This window comes from Pseudomonas sp. G1002 (assembly GCF_013385455.1).
GTDB lineage: Bacteria > Pseudomonadota > Gammaproteobacteria > Pseudomonadales > Pseudomonadaceae > Aquipseudomonas.
Genome location: NZ_JACAPY010000027.1, coordinates 756,694 through 772,618, shown reverse-complemented (window position 1 = coordinate 772,618; position 15,925 = coordinate 756,694). Strand labels below are relative to the sequence as shown.

16 protein-coding genes are annotated in these 15,925 nt (G+C 59.0%); 13 read left to right on the top strand and 3 right to left on the bottom strand.

Annotated elements, in window-relative coordinates; translation table 11 throughout:
- Positions 1-284: 284 nt before the first annotated feature.
- Together HX801_RS17830 and HX801_RS17825 are read right to left on the bottom strand one after the other, a co-directional pair.
- Entirely contained in the window at positions 285-1,505 is a 1,221-nt protein-coding gene (locus HX801_RS17830) for a CaiB/BaiF CoA-transferase family protein (protein ID WP_177022447.1), read from the bottom strand.
- Between the two features lie 13 nt (positions 1,506-1,518).
- Positions 1,519-2,700, bottom strand: a complete 1,182-nt coding sequence (locus tag HX801_RS17825; protein ID WP_010168706.1) for an acyl-CoA dehydrogenase — start codon at positions 2,698-2,700, stop codon at positions 1,519-1,521.
- 157 nt (positions 2,701-2,857) lie between these two features.
- On the opposite strand from HX801_RS17825, the gene HX801_RS17820 reads away from it, so the two are divergent.
- The 11 genes from HX801_RS17820 to HX801_RS17770 all read left to right on the top strand — a co-directional run bounded on the left by HX801_RS17820 (position 2,858) and on the right by HX801_RS17770 (position 12,954).
- Positions 2,858-3,757, top strand: a complete 900-nt coding sequence (locus HX801_RS17820) for a LysR family transcriptional regulator (RefSeq protein WP_177022446.1) — start codon at positions 2,858-2,860, stop codon at positions 3,755-3,757.
- 447 nt (positions 3,758-4,204) lie between these two features.
- Positions 4,205-5,326: a Re/Si-specific NAD(P)(+) transhydrogenase subunit alpha gene (locus HX801_RS17815; RefSeq protein WP_177022445.1), complete on the top strand. Its 1,122-nt coding sequence runs from the start codon at positions 4,205-4,207 to the stop codon at positions 5,324-5,326.
- A 15-nt stretch (positions 5,327-5,341) separates the two neighbouring features.
- The gene (locus tag HX801_RS17810) at positions 5,342-5,665 is read left to right on the top strand and encodes an NAD(P) transhydrogenase subunit alpha (RefSeq protein WP_003170836.1); all 324 of its coding nucleotides are present in this window, start codon (positions 5,342-5,344) and stop codon (positions 5,663-5,665) included.
- On the top strand, positions 5,662-7,098 hold the full coding sequence (locus HX801_RS17805) for an NAD(P)(+) transhydrogenase (Re/Si-specific) subunit beta (protein WP_003214748.1): 1,437 nt from the start codon (positions 5,662-5,664) through the stop codon (positions 7,096-7,098). Before HX801_RS17810 ends, HX801_RS17805 begins: the two co-directional genes overlap by 4 nt.
- A 179-nt stretch (positions 7,099-7,277) precedes the next feature.
- Positions 7,278-8,771 carry an acetyl-CoA hydrolase/transferase family protein gene (locus HX801_RS17800; protein WP_134325506.1) on the top strand — a complete coding sequence of 498 codons (1,494 nt, stop codon included), beginning with the start codon at positions 7,278-7,280 and terminating at the stop codon, positions 8,769-8,771.
- 318 nt (positions 8,772-9,089) lie between these two features.
- Entirely contained in the window at positions 9,090-9,305 is a 216-nt protein-coding gene (locus HX801_RS17795) for a DUF1127 domain-containing protein (RefSeq protein WP_003214752.1), read from the top strand.
- A gap of 262 nt (positions 9,306-9,567) precedes the next feature.
- Positions 9,568-9,762 (top strand): DUF1127 domain-containing protein, encoded by a 195-nt coding sequence (locus HX801_RS17790; protein WP_003214754.1) that lies wholly within the window; start codon positions 9,568-9,570, stop codon positions 9,760-9,762.
- A gap of 151 nt (positions 9,763-9,913) precedes the next feature.
- Positions 9,914-10,234, top strand: a complete 321-nt coding sequence (locus tag HX801_RS17785; protein ID WP_177022444.1) for a DUF2388 domain-containing protein — start codon at positions 9,914-9,916, stop codon at positions 10,232-10,234.
- A gap of 106 nt (positions 10,235-10,340) precedes the next feature.
- A complete protein-coding gene (locus HX801_RS17780) occupies positions 10,341-10,649 on the top strand; it encodes a DUF2388 domain-containing protein (RefSeq protein ID WP_003214758.1) in 309 nt (102 codons plus the stop codon).
- Positions 10,650-10,675: 26 nt separating this feature from the next.
- Positions 10,676-10,996, top strand: a complete 321-nt coding sequence (locus HX801_RS17775; RefSeq protein WP_003214760.1) for a DUF2388 domain-containing protein — start codon at positions 10,676-10,678, stop codon at positions 10,994-10,996.
- Complete coding sequence (locus HX801_RS17770; RefSeq protein ID WP_003214762.1) at positions 10,993-12,954, top strand: DUF4105 domain-containing protein; 1,962 nt, start codon at positions 10,993-10,995, stop codon at positions 12,952-12,954. Before HX801_RS17775 ends, HX801_RS17770 begins: the two co-directional genes overlap by 4 nt.
- On the opposite strand, the gene HX801_RS17765 is transcribed toward HX801_RS17770, so the two are convergent.
- On the bottom strand, positions 12,951-13,352 hold the full coding sequence (locus HX801_RS17765; protein WP_008439652.1) for a GFA family protein: 402 nt from the start codon (positions 13,350-13,352) through the stop codon (positions 12,951-12,953). The two genes, HX801_RS17770 and HX801_RS17765, sit on opposite strands and share 4 nt — an antisense overlap.
- 272 nt (positions 13,353-13,624) lie before the next feature.
- On the opposite strand from HX801_RS17765, the gene HX801_RS17760 reads away from it, so the two are divergent.
- Entirely contained in the window at positions 13,625-14,932 is a 1,308-nt protein-coding gene (locus tag HX801_RS17760) for a CitMHS family transporter (protein WP_003214766.1), read from the top strand.
- A 65-nt stretch (positions 14,933-14,997) separates the two neighbouring features.
- Positions 14,998-15,765 carry a TerC family protein gene (locus HX801_RS17755; protein WP_003214768.1) on the top strand — a complete coding sequence of 256 codons (768 nt, stop codon included), beginning with the start codon at positions 14,998-15,000 and terminating at the stop codon, positions 15,763-15,765.
- Positions 15,766-15,925: the final 160 nt, after the last annotated feature.

Genomic DNA, 15,925 nt, shown 5'->3' with positions numbered 1-15,925 from the left:
ACCGAGAAGATCGAAACGTTAACAAGGCCAAACAACACTGCCTTACTAACTCCTTCTGGGCTTCGATGATCTGAAGCAGCTCGCTGTCGAAACCTACATAACTCTTTGTTTGCCAAGGAGTTTTCCGTTTCGACTGCGCCGGAAGTGGGGCGAATTATAGACTTCCAGAATCTGCCGTCAACCCTTAATTCAGCTTTTCTATCAAATAGGCATTTCTGGCTAAAAACCGACCAACTTCCCTCCATATAGAGAGCCTCAACAACCCTCTATATAGAAGAGAAGCTTCAGATGACCCCGGCCTCCCTCAAAGCCGACACATTCGCTGGCGTCAAACCCAGCACTTGCTGCAGCACCTGATGGGTATGCTCACCCAACAGCGGAGGTGCGCTGCGGTATTCAACAGGCGTCTTGGATAGGCGCATAGGACTTGCCACCTGGGGCACAGTACCAGCCAACGCATGAGGCAACTGCATCGCCAACCCGCGCGCTTTCACCTGAGGATCGGCAAACACCTGCGCCAGGTCATTGATCGGGCCGCAAGGCACACCTACTCGCTCCAGCTGAGCCACCCATTCAGCCGTGCTCTTGAACACGGTAGCCTGACGGATCAACGGAATCAGCACCGCCCTGTTAGCCACTCGCAGCTTATTAGTAGCAAACCTAGGATCATCCGCCCACTGGGGCTGCCCAGCCACTTCGGCAAATTTGCGGAACTGCCCATCATTACCCACAGTAAGAATGAAGTCGCCATCCGCCGTAGGAAAATCCTGATAGGGAACGATATTCGGATGAGCGTTACCCAGGCGCTTTGGAGAGACGCCCGTCGTCAGGTAGTTCATCGCCTGATTAGCCAGACAAGCCACCTGCACATCCAGCAACGCCATATCGATATGCTGGCCGCCACCATCATGATCCCGGTGAGCCATGGCCGCCAGGATCGCAACTGTCGAGTAAAGCCCCGTAAGAATATCCGTCAGCGCCACGCCAACCTTAACCGGTCCGGCGCCGTCTTCACCCTCCGGGCGGCCAGTCAGGCTCATCAGCCCGCCAAGCCCCTGGATCATGAAGTCGTAGCCCGCCCGCGTCGCATAGGGCCCGGTTTGACCAAACCCGGTAATCGAGCAGTAGATCAACTCCGGATTGAGCTCCTTGAGCGACTCATAGTCCAACCCATAGGCCGCCAAGCCGCCTACCTTGAAGTTCTCGATCAGAATGTCGGACTTCGCCGCCAGGTCACGCACCAGCTTCTGGCCCTCCGGCCGCGTGAAGTCGATCGTCACCGATTCCTTGTTGCGATTGGCAGACAGGTAATACGCCGCCTCAGTGGTGTTTTCCCCATACGCATCCTTGAGGAAGGGTGGCCCCCAGGCACGAGTGTCGTCGCCATTCCCGGGCCGCTCGACCTTGATCACTTCAGCGCCAAGGTCTGCAAGTATCTGCCCGGCCCAAGGGCCCGCCAGCACTCGCGACAAATCCAGTACCCGCAGGTGCGAAAGCGCGCCCATGGTCGTTCTCCTATTAATAGAACGCCTGAATACCGGTTTGCGCTCGCCCCAGGATCAATGCATGCACGTCGTGAGTACCCTCATACGTATTCACCACTTCAAGGTTGACCAGGTGGCGGGCAATGCCGAACTCATCCGAGATGCCGTTACCACCGAGCATGTCACGCGCCATCCGGGCAATGTCGAGCGACTTGCCACACGAGTTACGCTTCATGATCGAGGTGATTTCCACAGCCGCAGTGCCCTCATCCTTCATACGACCCAACCGCAGGCATCCTTGCAGCGCCAGGGTGATTTCAGTCTGCATGTCTGCGAGCTTCTTCTGGATCAGTTGAGTAGCCGCCAAAGGCCGCCCGAACTGCTGGCGATCAAGGGTGTACTGACGCGCGGTATGCCAGCAGAACTCCGCGGCCCCCAAGGCACCCCACGAGATCCCGTAGCGTGCCGAGTTAAGGCAAGTGAACGGTCCTTTCAGGCCACGCACATCCGGGAAGATGTTCTCTTCAGGAACAAACACGTTATCCATGACGATTTCACCGGTGATCGAGGCGCGCAATCCGACCTTGCCGTGGATCGCCGGAGCACTCAGGCCTTTCCAACCCTTTTCCAGCACGAAGCCGCGAATGTCGCCCGCATCGTCCTTGCCCCACACCACGAACACATCCGCAATCGGGCTGTTGGTAATCCACATCTTGCTGCCAGTGAGGCTGTAGCCGCCATCCACTTTGCGCGCGCGGGTAATCATCGCGCCCGGGTCGGAACCATGGTTAGGCTCGGTCAGGCCAAAGCAGCCAATCCATTCACCAGAGGCCAGCTTCGGCAGGTATTTCTGCTTTTGCGCTTCGGTACCGAATTCATTGATAGGCACCATCACCAGTGAGGACTGCACACTCATCATCGAACGGTAGCCAGAGTCCACACGCTCTACTTCACGAGCGATCAGGCCATAGCTGACGTAGTTCAATCCACTGCCACCGTACTGCTCTGGAATCATCGCCCCCAGCAGGCCGGTCTCACCCATTTCGCGAAAGATCGCAGGGTCAGTCTTTTCATGGCGGAAGGCTTCGAGAACACGGGGCGCCAGCTTGTCCTGGGCGAACTGTTCGGCACTGTCGCGCACCATGCGTTCTTCTTCGGTGAGCTGTGAATCCAGCAGCAGTGGATCGATCCAGTTGAAGCTTGCCTTACCGCCCATGAGTGAGTCCTCGCGAAGTAAATCAAAAGTCGTGCATGGAGCCTAGGCCGGGCAGGCGAGGAGGGCAAACGAGGATTTTGCATAGCCTTGTGCTAATTTCTCACTCCGTAACATTCAAAAGCGGCATAGATGCTCTTTACTTGTGAGGTCACGGTACATGCGCAGAAAAATTCCCAGCACCACGGCGCTGGTCAGTTTCGAGGCTGCAGCCCGCCACGAGAGCTTTACCAAGGCGGCACAGGAGCTTTCGATCACCCAGGGCGCAATCTGCCGACAAATCGCCAGTCTTGAGGAGTTTTTAAGTGTCGAGCTGTTTCGACGCTCGCGCCGGGGCGTGAAACTGACAGAAGCAGGGCTTTCCTACAGTCGCCGGGTGGCTACGCAACTTGACGCCGTGGAACGCGACACCCTTTCGATCATGGGACAGCAGGGCACCAACGTTATTGAACTGGCGGTGGTCCCGACGTTCGGCACCCAATGGCTGATCCCACGCCTCAAGGACTTTCAGCACCAGCATCCCGAAGTCACCGTCAACCTGACCAACCGCACACGGCCTTTCCTGTTCGCCGATACCGAATTCGACGCGGCAATCTACTTTGGCGATGCCGACTGGTCCGGTACCGAATCCCACAAACTGATGGGAGAAAACCCGCTCCCGGTATGCAGCCCGCGCTTGCTGGACGGTCGCACGCACTTCACTGCACACGAAATCGCCGAACTGCCCCTGCTGCAACAAACCACTCGACCCTATGCCTGGCGCCAGTGGTTCAACGCGCAACAGCTGGACATACCCCGCGACATGACAGGCCCGCGTTACGAGCTATTCTCCATGTTGTCCCAGGCAGCCATGCACGATATGGGCATTGCACTGATACCGCCGTTCCTTATTCAAAGGGAACTGAGCGATGGGCACTTGGTGATTGCCAGCCCTCAGGTACTGGCGAGCTCAAAGGCTTACTACCTGATGATTCCCGAGAGAAAGGTCGAATCAGCTTCTCTGCATGCGTTCAGGGACTGGCTGATTGATCAGGCGCATCGTTACAACCCCAATATCTAAAGGGTCTTCGTCAATTTATTAACTTTGTAGTCAACAAAATAAAATACCTACATATGTATATATATGTCGCAATTTAGAAGACCGCATCTTTTGACCCTGAAATGGCCTTTAAGCCATGTAGGTATTGGCCTGTAGCCATAAAATTGCAGCGATGCCCAAGCATTCACGTCGGCGATGGAGATGCGCTGATATTTCGGTAAAAACTCTTTAATCTCCTGTATTTAAACGACTTTAATCTATCCATTGCGACAATCGGTCACGGGGTGACTTGTAGTTAATTTTTCGTCACCCGTCATAATCTCTTGAAGGCCGTAAAGTTCGCCTGCAAAATGCCGCGCCCCGCTGTATTTCAGCGGGATCGTGCTGATCGGCCGCCCAGATTCGCCTGTCGTGGCGCACTGGCCTTTTACAAAAATCAAAGCAAAAAGATCATGCAGGAGATTTGACGTGCACATTGGTGTTCCTCTCGAAACCCAGACCGGTGAAACGCGGGTGGCTGCCACCCCGGAAACCATCAAGAAGCTGATCGGCCAGGGCCACAAGGTCACTGTGCAAAGCGGGGCAGGCATCAATGCCAGTGTCGTCGACAGTGCCTATGAAGCGGCAGGCGCAACCATTGGCAACGCCAGTGATGCATTCGGCGCCGAGCTGATCCTCAAGGTAGTCGCCCCCAATGACGGCGAACTGACGCTGATCAAAAGCGGCGCAGTGCTGGTGGGCATGCTCAATCCGTTCAGCAACGAAACCATCACCCGACTGGCCGAGCATGGCATCACGGCCTTTGCCCTTGAGGCCGCGCCGCGCACCTCCCGCGCGCAGAGCCTGGATGTGCTTTCTTCCCAGGCAAACATTGCCGGCTACAAGGCTGTACTGCTCGCCGCCCATCACTACCCACGCTTCATGCCAATGCTGATGACCGCCGCCGGTACGGTGAAAGCCGCTCGCGTGCTGATTCTTGGAGCTGGTGTAGCAGGGCTGCAGGCGATCGCTACCGCGAAACGCCTGGGTGCGGTCATCGAAGCGTCCGACGTGCGTCCGGCGGTAAAGGAACAGATCGAATCCCTGGGCGCCAAGTTCGTCGACGTGCCATACGAAACTGATGAAGAACGTGAATGCGCGGTTGGCGTGGGCGGTTACGCGCGCCCAATGCCAACAAGCTGGATGCAGCGCCAGGCCCTGGCCGTGCATGAACGCGCCAAGCAAGCCGACATCGTCATCACCACCGCACTGATTCCGGGCCGCAAGGCACCGACCCTGCTCAGCGCCGAGACCGTCGCTCAGATGAAGCCAGGCTCGGTGGTCATCGACCTCGCCGCAGCCCAGGGCGGCAACTGCCCGCTGACCGTGGCAGACCAGGTGGTCGTGGAAAACGGTGTGACCATCTGCGGCCCGACCAACCTGGCCGGCGCCGTCGCCGCCGATGCCTCGGCGCTGTACGCACGCAACCTGCTGGACTTCCTGAAGCTGGTCTTCACCAAGGAAGGGCAGTTTGAAATCAACCTCGAAGACGACATCGTCGCCGCGTGCCTGATGTGCCGCGACGGCCAAGTCATCCGCAAAAACGCCTAAGCAGGGATTCAGACGATGGAAGAGCTTATTTCCCCCGGTATCTACAACCTGATCATCTTCGTGCTGGCGATTTATGTCGGTTATCACGTGGTCTGGAACGTCACCCCGGCCCTGCACACCCCGCTGATGGCCGTGACCAATGCGATTTCGGCGATCGTGATCGTCGGCGCCATGCTGGCAGCCGCACTCACCGTGACACCACTGGGCAAGACCATGGGCACCCTGGCCGTAGCCCTCGCGGCGGTCAACGTGTTCGGTGGCTTCCTGGTTACCCGCAGGATGCTTGAGATGTTCAAGAAGAAAGCCCCGAAAGTAAAAGAAGAGGCGCCATCGTCATGAGCATGAATCTGGTCACGACGCTCTACCTGATCGCGTCGATCTGCTTTATCCAGGCACTTAAAGGCCTGTCACACCCGACGACGTCCCGGCGCGGCAACCTGTTCGGCATGCTAGGCATGGCGCTGGCAGTGCTCACCACCGTGGGCCTCATCTATAAGCTCGGCGCCGAGCTGGCCACTGCCGGAATTGGCTACGTCATCGTTGGCCTGCTGGTCGGCGGCACCGCCGGCTCGATCATGGCCAAGCGCGTGGAAATGACCAAGATGCCGGAGCTGGTGGCGTTCATGCACAGCATGATCGGCCTGGCTGCAGTGTTTATCGCCATCGCCGCAGTCGTGGAACCACAGTCGCTGGGTATCGTGAAACACCTGGGGGATTCGATCCCCGCCGGTAACCGCCTGGAGTTGTTCCTCGGTGCAGCCATCGGTGCAATTACGTTCTCCGGCTCGGTCATCGCCTTCGGCAAGCTGTCGGGTAAGTACAAGTTCCGCCTGTTTCAGGGCGCACCGGTACAGTTCGGCGGTCAGCACAAGCTGAACCTGGTGCTGGGGCTGTTGACGCTGGGCCTGGGCCTGGCCTTCATGTTCACCGGCAACCTCAGCGCCTTCGCATTGATGCTGGCCCTGGCGTTCGTGCTGGGCGTGCTGATCATTATCCCGATTGGCGGCGCCGACATGCCGGTGGTCGTCTCGATGCTCAACAGCTACTCCGGCTGGGCTGCGGCGGGGATCGGCTTCTCGCTGAACAACTCGATGCTGATCATCGCCGGTTCGCTGGTGGGTTCAAGCGGTGCGATCCTGTCGTACATCATGTGCAAGGCGATGAACCGCTCCTTCTTTAATGTACTGCTCGGCGGTTTCGGCAACACGGCAGACGCCGCCGGCCCGGCCGGCTCGAAAGAAGCGCGCCCGGTGAAATCCGGCTCGGCTGACGATGCAACCTTCCTGCTGACCAACGCCGACACCGTAATCATCGTACCGGGCTACGGCCTGGCGGTGGCACGGGCACAACATGCGCTGAAAGAGCTGACCGAGAAGCTGACCCACCGCGGCGTGACCGTGAAGTACGCGATCCACCCGGTTGCAGGCCGTATGCCTGGTCACATGAACGTATTGCTGGCCGAGGCAGAAGTGCCTTACGACCAGGTGTTCGAGATGGAAGACATCAACTCCGAGTTCGGCCAGGCCGACGTGGTGCTGGTGCTAGGCGCCAACGACGTAGTCAACCCGGCCGCCAAGAACGATCCCAAGTCGCCCATCGCGGGCATGCCGATCCTCGAAGCGTTCAAGGCCAAGACCATCATCGTCAACAAGCGCTCGATGGCCAGCGGCTATGCCGGCCTGGACAACGAACTGTTCTACCTGGACAAGACCATGATGGTCTTCGGCGACGCCAAGAAGGTCATCGAAGACATGGTCAAGGCCGTCGAATAAACACTGCGCCAGCGCAATACCCACAACCCTGGCCTTTAGTAGGCTGGGGTTTTTTATTGCCGGTAAAAACCGACAAAAGGCTCTAAATCGCTGCCTGGCATTCGACCATGGTAGCGGGACGAAATTTTTTGAAATCACTAGACTGCGCATCTTGCTTCCGTAGCCCGAGATAACAATCCATGTACCGTGATCGTATCCGCTTGCCTTCGTTGTTGAACAAGGTCATGAGCGCGGCTGACGCTGCCGCACTGATCCAGGACGGCATGACCGTCGGCATGAGCGGCTTCACCCGCGCCGGTGAGGCCAAGGCCGTGCCCCACGCCTTGGCCGAACGCGCCAAGACATCACCGCTGAAAATTACCCTGATGACCGGCGCCAGCCTGGGCAACGATCTGGACAAGCAACTGACCGAAGCCGGTGTACTGTCGCGACGCATGCCATTCCAGGTAGATAGCACCCTGCGCAAGGCGATCAACGCCGGCGAGGTGATGTTTATCGACCAGCATTTGTCGGAAACCGTCGAGCAGCTGCGCAACAATCAGCTCAAGCTACCGGACATCGCGGTGATCGAAGCCGTAGCGATCACCGAGCAAGGCCACATTGTGCCAACCACTTCCGTGGGCAACTCCGCCAGTTTCGCGATTTTCGCCAAGCAGGTGATCGTCGAGATCAATATGGCGCATAACCCGAACCTGGAAGGCCTGCACGACATCTATATCCCGAGCTATCGCCCGACCCGCACGCCAATTCCGCTGGTGGCCGTGGACGACCGTATCGGCAGCACCGCGATTCCGATTCCGCCGGAAAAGATCGTCGCGATCGTCATCACCAATCAGGCGGATTCGGCCTCCACCGTGACGCCGCCCGACAGCGACACCCAGTCGATCGCCAATCACCTGATCAACTTCCTTAAAGAAGAAGTCGACGCCGGACGCATGACCAACAAGCTCGGCCCGCTGCAGGCAGGCATCGGCAACATTGCCAATGCGGTGATGTGCGGTTTGATCGAGTCGCCCTTCGAAGACCTGACGATGTATTCGGAAGTCCTCCAGGATTCCACATTCGACCTGATCGACGCAGGCAAGCTGAGCTTTGCCTCAGGCAGTTCGATCACATTGTCGGAACGGCGCAACGCCGACGTGTTCGGCAACCTGGAGCGCTACAAAGACAAATTGGTGCTGCGGCCCCAGGAAATCTCCAATCACCCGGAAGTGGTGCGGCGCCTGGGCATCATCGGCATTAACACCGCGCTGGAGTTCGACATCTATGGCAACGTCAACTCCACCCACGTCTGCGGCACCCGGATGATGAACGGAATTGGCGGCTCGGGCGACTTCGCGCGCAACGCGCACCTGGCGATCTTTGTCAGCAAGTCGATTGCCAAGGCCGGCGCGATTTCCAGCGTGGTGCCAATGGTCAGCCATGTGGACCATACCGAGCATGACGTCGACATCCTCGTGACCGAGGTCGGCCTGGCGGACCTGCGGGGCCTGGCGCCGCGGGAGCGGGCTCGGGTCATCATCGACAACTGTGTGCACCCGGCGTACCGCGATGCCCTGAACACCTACTTCACCCAAGCCTGTGTGCTGGGCGGGCACACCCCGCATATCCTGCGAGAAGCACTGAGTTGGCACATCAACCTGGAAGAAACCGGGCATATGCTGAAGGCGTGATTGATACAGATTCGGGCTGATGCAAACACAGTTTCATCAGCCCGAGCTTCCGAGCCCAACTTTTATAAAAAACTGTACTGCTGTACCGGTCATTTCCTACTGAAATATCCTACCTCAAACTCCATAAACGCCTAAAACGCACCATAAAAGTGCCGACAGGTACAGTTGCCCCAATTTCGTACAGTACAGCCCCTATAAACAGTTAACTGGCCCCTCACAATACAGGTGAACTGTATCTAGAGAGTCTTGCCTGGGAGGAGGATCATTGGCACCAGTTAAACCACTACCTAATCCCGCCACAAGCGGAAGGATGTCATCATGGAACGTACACTCAGTTCCGATCTGTTCTTCGAAGAAAAAGCTGTAAACACCCAGGCTTCCCTGCCTCTGCGCGTTCTCGCCAACCTGATGTTGTGGCAGCGCCGCATCTCCAGCCGCCATCAACTGGCTCGTCTGGATTCGCGTCTGCTGGCTGACGCCGGTATCAGCGAAGCACAACGCTACGAAGAGCTGAGCAAGCCGTTCTGGCGCTAATTAGCGTCCGCTGGCCCTGACCCACCGGGTCCACCGCCAGCACTCCGAATTGTTAAAGCAGAACCCGCCCCGGGTAACCGGCGGCGGGTTCTGCTGTTTCTGGGGTTTGGATTTTCAATGGCGAAAACAGTCGGCTTTCTACAGACCGATACAGTTTAAAAAACATAACAATTAAGCAGTACAATTTAACCCGCGTGTATCTGTACCGGTAGCACCCTCCAGCCCAAGATGGTGTTCCAGGACCTCATGAAAGGCGCGCGTCATGAATACCAAAAACCAGCAACACCCTCGGTTGATACAGCTACTCAAGCGCACCGCTGCAGCACTCGTCTGCTGGGGGCAACGGGCCCGCACACGCAGGCTGCTGGCTCAACTGGATCCGCGGGAATTGTCCGATGCGGGTATCAGTCACGGCGACCGGGCATCTGAGCTGGCCAAATCGTTCTGGCGCGAGTAATCACCGCAGGAAGCTATCCGAACAGATAAGCGGCGGCTAATATCCGGCTACCACGTGGCGAACCCTGTAGAACGGGCGTCTGATGCCCATGGTCTCGCTGCTCAAGCAGTAGCTTTGTGCCACCCTTTCGTTCATTTACAGGAGTCACCCCATGTCCCGTCTTCACCTGCTGAGCGCTGCAGCCCTGCTGGCCCTGGCTGCCAATGCCAACGCCTCCAGCCTGATCGTGACCACGGATTCGATCGTCGGCGCACTGAAAGCCACCTCAGACGCCACCTCCGATGCCACTTCCTCCCTGCGTGACAACAAGGTCGTACGTGCCGCCCGTGACGACGCCGCCAGCTTCGTTGCCAGCGAAGGCGCCATCCGTGGCGTAAAACTGGAAAGCGCCCTGGCCCAGATCCGCCAACAGGCTCCACAACTGAATACCGCGACTGACACGCAACTGGCCCAGGCGATCCTGGCCATCTGACCGCAGGTGGGATAAAGGGGGCGCCAGGCGCTCCCCGAACCCTCCGCGCTGGCTCTCGCCCGGGCATTGCGCTAGCCTTGGCGCTCGTTTTCAGTTGTCGAGTCCCATGGCTTTTTCATACCGCCTGTTGATCGCTCCCGTAGTGTTTTGCACCTGCTGGTCCACGCAAGCTCCGGCCTTTGACCTGTCCACCCAGAGCCTCGTTGTCAGTGCGTATGCCACCAGCAAAGTGACCTCCGCACCGTTCGACCATAAACTGATACTGGCCGCCCAGGATGACGCTGCCGCTTTCATTGCCACTGACGGCCAATGGCGGGGAGCCCGACTGGAATCAGCGCTGGATTATCTGCGCCGTACCCAGCCAAAACTTAACGCCAGTGACCTTGAACTGGCGCAAGCAATTCTCGTCCAATAATCATCTTTGTATTTCGGAGTCATTCCATGCGTAGCCCGCTGATCGCCGCCGCTCTCGGCCTGCTGTTGTTGGCCGGTGTTGCCCAGGCACAAACCCTGAAGGCCACCAGTAACATCATCGTCCGAGCCTCGGCCCGTACCATCGATTTCACCTCGGACACCACCACGTCCATCCGCGACTCCAAAGTCGTACGCGAAGCCCACGACGATGCCGCAAGTTTCGTCGCCAGCAATGGCGAGATTCGTGGCGCTCAACTGGAAGCCGCCTTCGACACCCTGCGAACCCGCGTGCCGGAAGCCCGCGACGCCAGCGACCAGGTCCTCGCCGAAGCTATCCTCTCTCTGTGAGGCGCATTGCCGCCTGGCTACTGGCCGGCACCTTGCTGCTGGGCGCCAGCGCGGCTCAGGCCGCCCTGCAACTGCGGCTCAAGACCGATGGCTTGAGCCCGGCCCAGCAGCAGGCGAGCCAGGCATTGCTGGATGAAGCGATGCAGGCGTTGCCGCCGCGCTTCATCGAGCAACTGGACCGGACCATCGACGTCGGCTGGACCGACAAGATGCCCGAGAACGCCTACGGCCAGGCTTCGCTGGTGTCCGAACTGGACCTCAACAGCAACTTGCTGGAAAGCCTTACCGACGGCAGTGCCGCGACGCAAAAAACCAATCGCCCCCACGGCACCGTGCGCCGGGAAATGCTCGCCACCGTGCTGCATGAACTGACCCACATCTATGACCGTGCCCGCCTGTGGTCCAGCGCCGACCGCAAGCTGATCCAGCGTTGCAGCCGCCAGAACAACATCACCGGCCTGATCGGCCTGCCCGATCAATGCCGGGGCCAGAACGACCGCCGCTTTACCCTCAGCGATGACCCACGCCTGCTGGACCTCGCCGGGTGGCCGCAATACGTCGGCCGTCGCGGCGAACGTGAACAGAACAACCATCAGGTCGCCCGCAGCCCGGACATCTACGAAACCACCAGCCCGCTGGAATTCGTCGCCGTCAACATGGAGTACTTCCTCCTCGACCCGAGCTATGCCTGCCGCCGGCCTTCGCTGTACCGCTATTACAAGGAACACTTTGGCTGGGCGCCGCCCGCCAAGGACACCTGTGCCAAAACCTACGCCTTCCTCAACGCCGGCAACGACTTCGCCAAGACTCCACTGGGCCAGGTCGACCCCGAGCGGGTCTACGAAATCGACTACCTGCTGGCCGAAGCCAACCAGAACCTCGTGAGTCGCTGGGGCCACAGCATGCTGCGCCTGGTGATCTGCGCCCCGGGCCGGCCGCGAGGCCCGGACTGTCGCCTGGACCTGGACCAGCACCTGGTGTTGTCCTACCGCGCGTTTGTCGGTGACGTACAACTGTCGAGCTGGGACGGCCTGATCGGCAAATACCCGTCGCGGCTGTTCGTGCTGCCGCTGTCTCAGGTCATTGACGAGTACACCAAGACCGAGCTGCGCGGCCTGGCGTCGGTGCCGTTGAAGCTCACGCGCCAGGAGATCAACGACACCGTCGAACATGCCGCCGAAATGCACTGGAGCTACGACGGCAACTACTTCTTCATCTCCAACAACTGCGCAGTCGAGAGCCTGAAACTGTTACGCAGCGGCAGCGCCAACCCGCAGCTGACCGGCCTGGACAACATCACGCCTAATGGCCTGCTGGAAGTCCTCAAGGGCCGAGGCCTGGCCGATACCAGTGTGCTGGACGACAAAAAACGCGCGCTGCGCCTCGGCTATCACTTCGACTCCTTCCGCGAGCGCTACCAGGCGATGTTCGAGGTGTTGAAAAAGCGCCTGCCGATCAAACAGGCTGAAGTGGAGGATTGGTTGTCACTGAGTGCCGAAGAGCGCCGCCCATGGTTCGCCGAAGCCGACCTGCGCGCCAGCGCCGCCTTGTTGCTGCTGGAACAGGCGAGCTTCCGCAAGCAGCTCATGCTGGCCCAGGATGAAGTCAAGCAACGCTACCTTGGCGCCCGCGAGCTGAAGAACGGCGGCATGGAAAAGGCCAACGCGACGTTGCAGCAGATCCTTGCCAACAGTGGCTTCCTCAGTCGCCCGGCAGAGCTTCTGGGCACCAGCGGTTACGGCTTGCCACAACCAACAGAATCCAAACGCCTGGAATCAGAGAGCGCCGCGCGCCAGAAGCAGTTGCAGTCGCTGACCGGCGATCTGGACAAAGAGGTGAGGGCGCTGCTGGAACCGGCCCGCGCGGCGGAGATTGCCGCATGTGAAGCCAACCTCAAGCAGCTAGGCGAGCACTTGCGCGCACTGCACAAGGCCTCCGGCGGGTTCGAACTGCCCTAGAGCGCTTCTCCGGCTTCTTCCGGTAGTTGCTCATCCAGGTGTAACCACGGCAATCGGCTCTCTACCCAGATGTGCCGATCTGCCGGGGCCAGCTCCGGGTGATCCAGGGTTGCGATGGTCACATCGATACTCTCGGCACTCAGCTGCGTTACCAGCGCCAAGTGCGCCCCACAGTTAGAACAGAAATACCGCACGCATGTCGGCGAAGATTCGTACTGCGCCGGCGTTCCCGCCACCCAGGCGAACGCGGAACGGGGCAGGGTGATCCAGGTCGTCACCAAGCCGCCGCTGACCCGTCGGCAAATCGAGCAGTGGCAGTGGGCAATATCCACCAACGCCCCGCTGAACTGATAACGCACCCGCCCGCAATGGCAGCCGCCTTGGTGTTGCTCATGCATGCTCTGTCTCCCACATCCTTATTTCACACAGGACCAGTCGTCCATTCAACGTAGCCCGTTTCTCAAGCGAAAGCTGGCTGAAAGCTTCCGGGACTAGGATCGCCCACCACTACCGGCAACAGACCGGTTGTTAACAACAACAATGGTGATTCCCGATGTCCGCCCGTACCCGCCTGTTTGCCCCGACTCCACCCGTACGCCTCGTGCCTTTCGTTCTGCGCTGACCCAACCGGTTCGCCATTCCCTAGCCGCGCTACGCCTGGAGTATTCCTATGCTGACTTTCCTTGGCTTTGCCATGGTCATCACGTTCATGTTCCTGATCATGACCAAGCGCCTGTCTGCGCTGATCGCCCTGATCATCGTACCGATCCTGTTCGCGCTGTTCGGCGGCTTTGCCCCGCAGATCGGCCCGATGATGCTCGCGGGCATCACCAAGCTTGCGCCGACCGGCGTAATGCTGATGTTTGCCATCCTCTATTTCGCCTTGATGATCGACTCCGGCCTGTTCGACCCGGCCGTGCGCAAGATCCTCAAGCTGGTCAAGGGCGACCCGCTGAAGGTCTCGGTCGGCACCGCCGTGCTGGCCCTGGTGGTATCACTGGACGGAGACGGCGCCACCACCTACATGATCTGCGTGGCCGCCATGCTGCCGCTGTACCAGCGCATCGGCATGAGCCCGCGGATCATGGCCGGCCTGATCATCCTCGCCGGTGGGGTGATGAACATGACCCCATGGGGTGGCCCGACCGCCCGCGCCGCCAGTGCATTGCACGTGGACCCATCGGATATTTTCGTCCCGATGATTCCAGCCATGGCCGCCGGCGTCGTCGCCATCCTGGTGATTGCCTATATGTACGGCAAGCGCGAACGGGCACGCCTGGGCGAGCTGCACCTGCAAGGCGATGAAATCGACCACAGTGAAATCAGCGTCTCGCAATACCCGGACGCCCGCCGTCCGAAACTGATCTGGTTCAACGGCGCACTGACCTTCGCCCTGATGTGCACCTTGATCGCCGGCCTGTTGCCACTGCCAGTACTGTTCATGGTGGCCTTCAGTATCGCGATGATCGTCAACTACCCATGCCTGCAGATGCAGAAAGACCGGATCGCCGCCCATGCCGGCAGCGTCCTGGCAGTCACCGGCCTGATCTTCGCCGCCGGTATCTTCACTGGCATCCTGTCCGGTACCGGCATGGTCGATGCCATGTCCAAGAGCCTGCTGGCCGTCATCCCTGACGCGCTGGGGCCTTATCTGGCCGTGATCACCGCGCTGGTGAGCATGCCGTTTACCTTCTTCATGTCCAACGATGCCTTCTACTACGGCGTTCTGCCGGTACTGGCCGAAGCCGCCAGCCACTACGGCATCACTGCCGTGGAAATGGCCCGCGCCTCAATCGTTGGCCAGCCTGTGCACTTGTTGAGCCCACTGGTTCCATCGACCTACTTGCTGGTAGCCCTGGCGGGTATCGAATTTGGCGATCACCAGCGCTTCACCCTCAAGTGGGCGGTGCTGGTGTGCCTGTGCATAATGGTCGCCGCTTTGCTGATGGGGATTTTTCCGCTGTTCAGCACTCTATAATCGTACAACTCACTGCGCCGGCTCTTAAGGCTGGCGCGGTCTAACACTCGCTCAAAGGAATACACATGGAATGGCTGACCAATCCGGAAATCTGGATTGCCTTCTTCACCCTGACGGCCCTCGAGATCGTCCTGGGCATCGATAACATCATCATGATTTCGATCCTGGTCAGCCGCATGCCCAAGCACATGCAGGCGCGTACCCGGATCTTCGGCCTGGCGCTGGCGATGGTCACGCGGATCCTGTTGCTGCTGTCGATCACTTGGGTCATGCGCCTCACCGACGATCTGTTCGTGGTGTTCGGCCAAGGCATTTCCGGCCGCGACCTGATCCTGTTCTTCGGTGGCCTGTTCCTGCTGTGGAAAAGCTCCCAGGAGATGTACCACGCCCTGGAAGGTGAAGACGAAACCCACGACGAGCCGAAGGGCGCCGGTGGCAAGTTCATCTACACCATCATCCAGATCGCGATCATCGACATCGTGTTCTCCCTGGACTCGGTGATTACCGCCGTTGGTATGGTTTCCCACGTACCGGTGATGGTGGCCGCGATCATCGTCGCCGTACTCGTGATGATGCTGGCCGCTGGCACCATCAGCGATTTCATCGACAAACACCCGTCGCTGAAGATGCTGGCGCTGTCGTTCCTGCTGGTGGTGGGTACCGTGCTGATCGCCGAAGCCTTCGACGTTCACGTGCCAAAAGGCTACGTTTACTTCGCCATGGCGTTCTCCCTGGCGGTTGAAGCGGTGAACATCAAGATGCGTACCGCCATCGCGAAAAAGAAGAAACAGCAGGACCCTGTGAAACTGCGCAAGGACATTCCGGGTCAATAACCTGGACCCGCTGCTGAAAAAGGGGCTTTAGAGCCCCTTTTTTTCATCTGCAAAAAGCTGATTTCATGACAGTTTTGTTTCAATCCCGACTTTAGCTATGCGATGCTGGCGCCGAGCCCATTCGCCAACTACAGCTTAAGTACAAGACGTAGAACGGCAC

What these genes read in the sequence shown, in the direction of transcription:
- HX801_RS17830 (WP_177022447.1), bottom strand. Translation starts at nt 1,505, where the DNA reads ATGGGCGCGCTTTCGCACCTGCGGGTACTGGATTTGTCGCGAGTGCTG.
- HX801_RS17825 (WP_010168706.1), bottom strand. Translation starts at nt 2,700, where the DNA reads ATGGGCGGTAAGGCAAGCTTCAACTGGATCGATCCACTGCTGCTGGAT.
- HX801_RS17820 (WP_177022446.1), top strand. Translation starts at nt 2,858, where the DNA reads ATGCGCAGAAAAATTCCCAGCACCACGGCGCTGGTCAGTTTCGAGGCT.
- HX801_RS17810 (WP_003170836.1), top strand. Translation starts at nt 5,342, where the DNA reads ATGGAAGAGCTTATTTCCCCCGGTATCTACAACCTGATCATCTTCGTG.
- HX801_RS17805 (WP_003214748.1), top strand. Translation starts at nt 5,662, where the DNA reads ATGAGCATGAATCTGGTCACGACGCTCTACCTGATCGCGTCGATCTGC.
- HX801_RS17800 (WP_134325506.1), top strand. Translation starts at nt 7,278, where the DNA reads ATGTACCGTGATCGTATCCGCTTGCCTTCGTTGTTGAACAAGGTCATG.
- HX801_RS17795 (WP_003214752.1), top strand. Translation starts at nt 9,090, where the DNA reads ATGGAACGTACACTCAGTTCCGATCTGTTCTTCGAAGAAAAAGCTGTA.
- HX801_RS17790 (WP_003214754.1), top strand. Translation starts at nt 9,568, where the DNA reads ATGAATACCAAAAACCAGCAACACCCTCGGTTGATACAGCTACTCAAG.
- HX801_RS17785 (WP_177022444.1), top strand. Translation starts at nt 9,914, where the DNA reads ATGTCCCGTCTTCACCTGCTGAGCGCTGCAGCCCTGCTGGCCCTGGCT.
- HX801_RS17780 (WP_003214758.1), top strand. Translation starts at nt 10,341, where the DNA reads ATGGCTTTTTCATACCGCCTGTTGATCGCTCCCGTAGTGTTTTGCACC.
- HX801_RS17775 (WP_003214760.1), top strand. Translation starts at nt 10,676, where the DNA reads ATGCGTAGCCCGCTGATCGCCGCCGCTCTCGGCCTGCTGTTGTTGGCC.
- HX801_RS17765 (WP_008439652.1), bottom strand. Translation starts at nt 13,352, where the DNA reads ATGCATGAGCAACACCAAGGCGGCTGCCATTGCGGGCGGGTGCGTTAT.
- HX801_RS17760 (WP_003214766.1), top strand. Translation starts at nt 13,625, where the DNA reads ATGCTGACTTTCCTTGGCTTTGCCATGGTCATCACGTTCATGTTCCTG.
- HX801_RS17755 (WP_003214768.1), top strand. Translation starts at nt 14,998, where the DNA reads ATGGAATGGCTGACCAATCCGGAAATCTGGATTGCCTTCTTCACCCTG.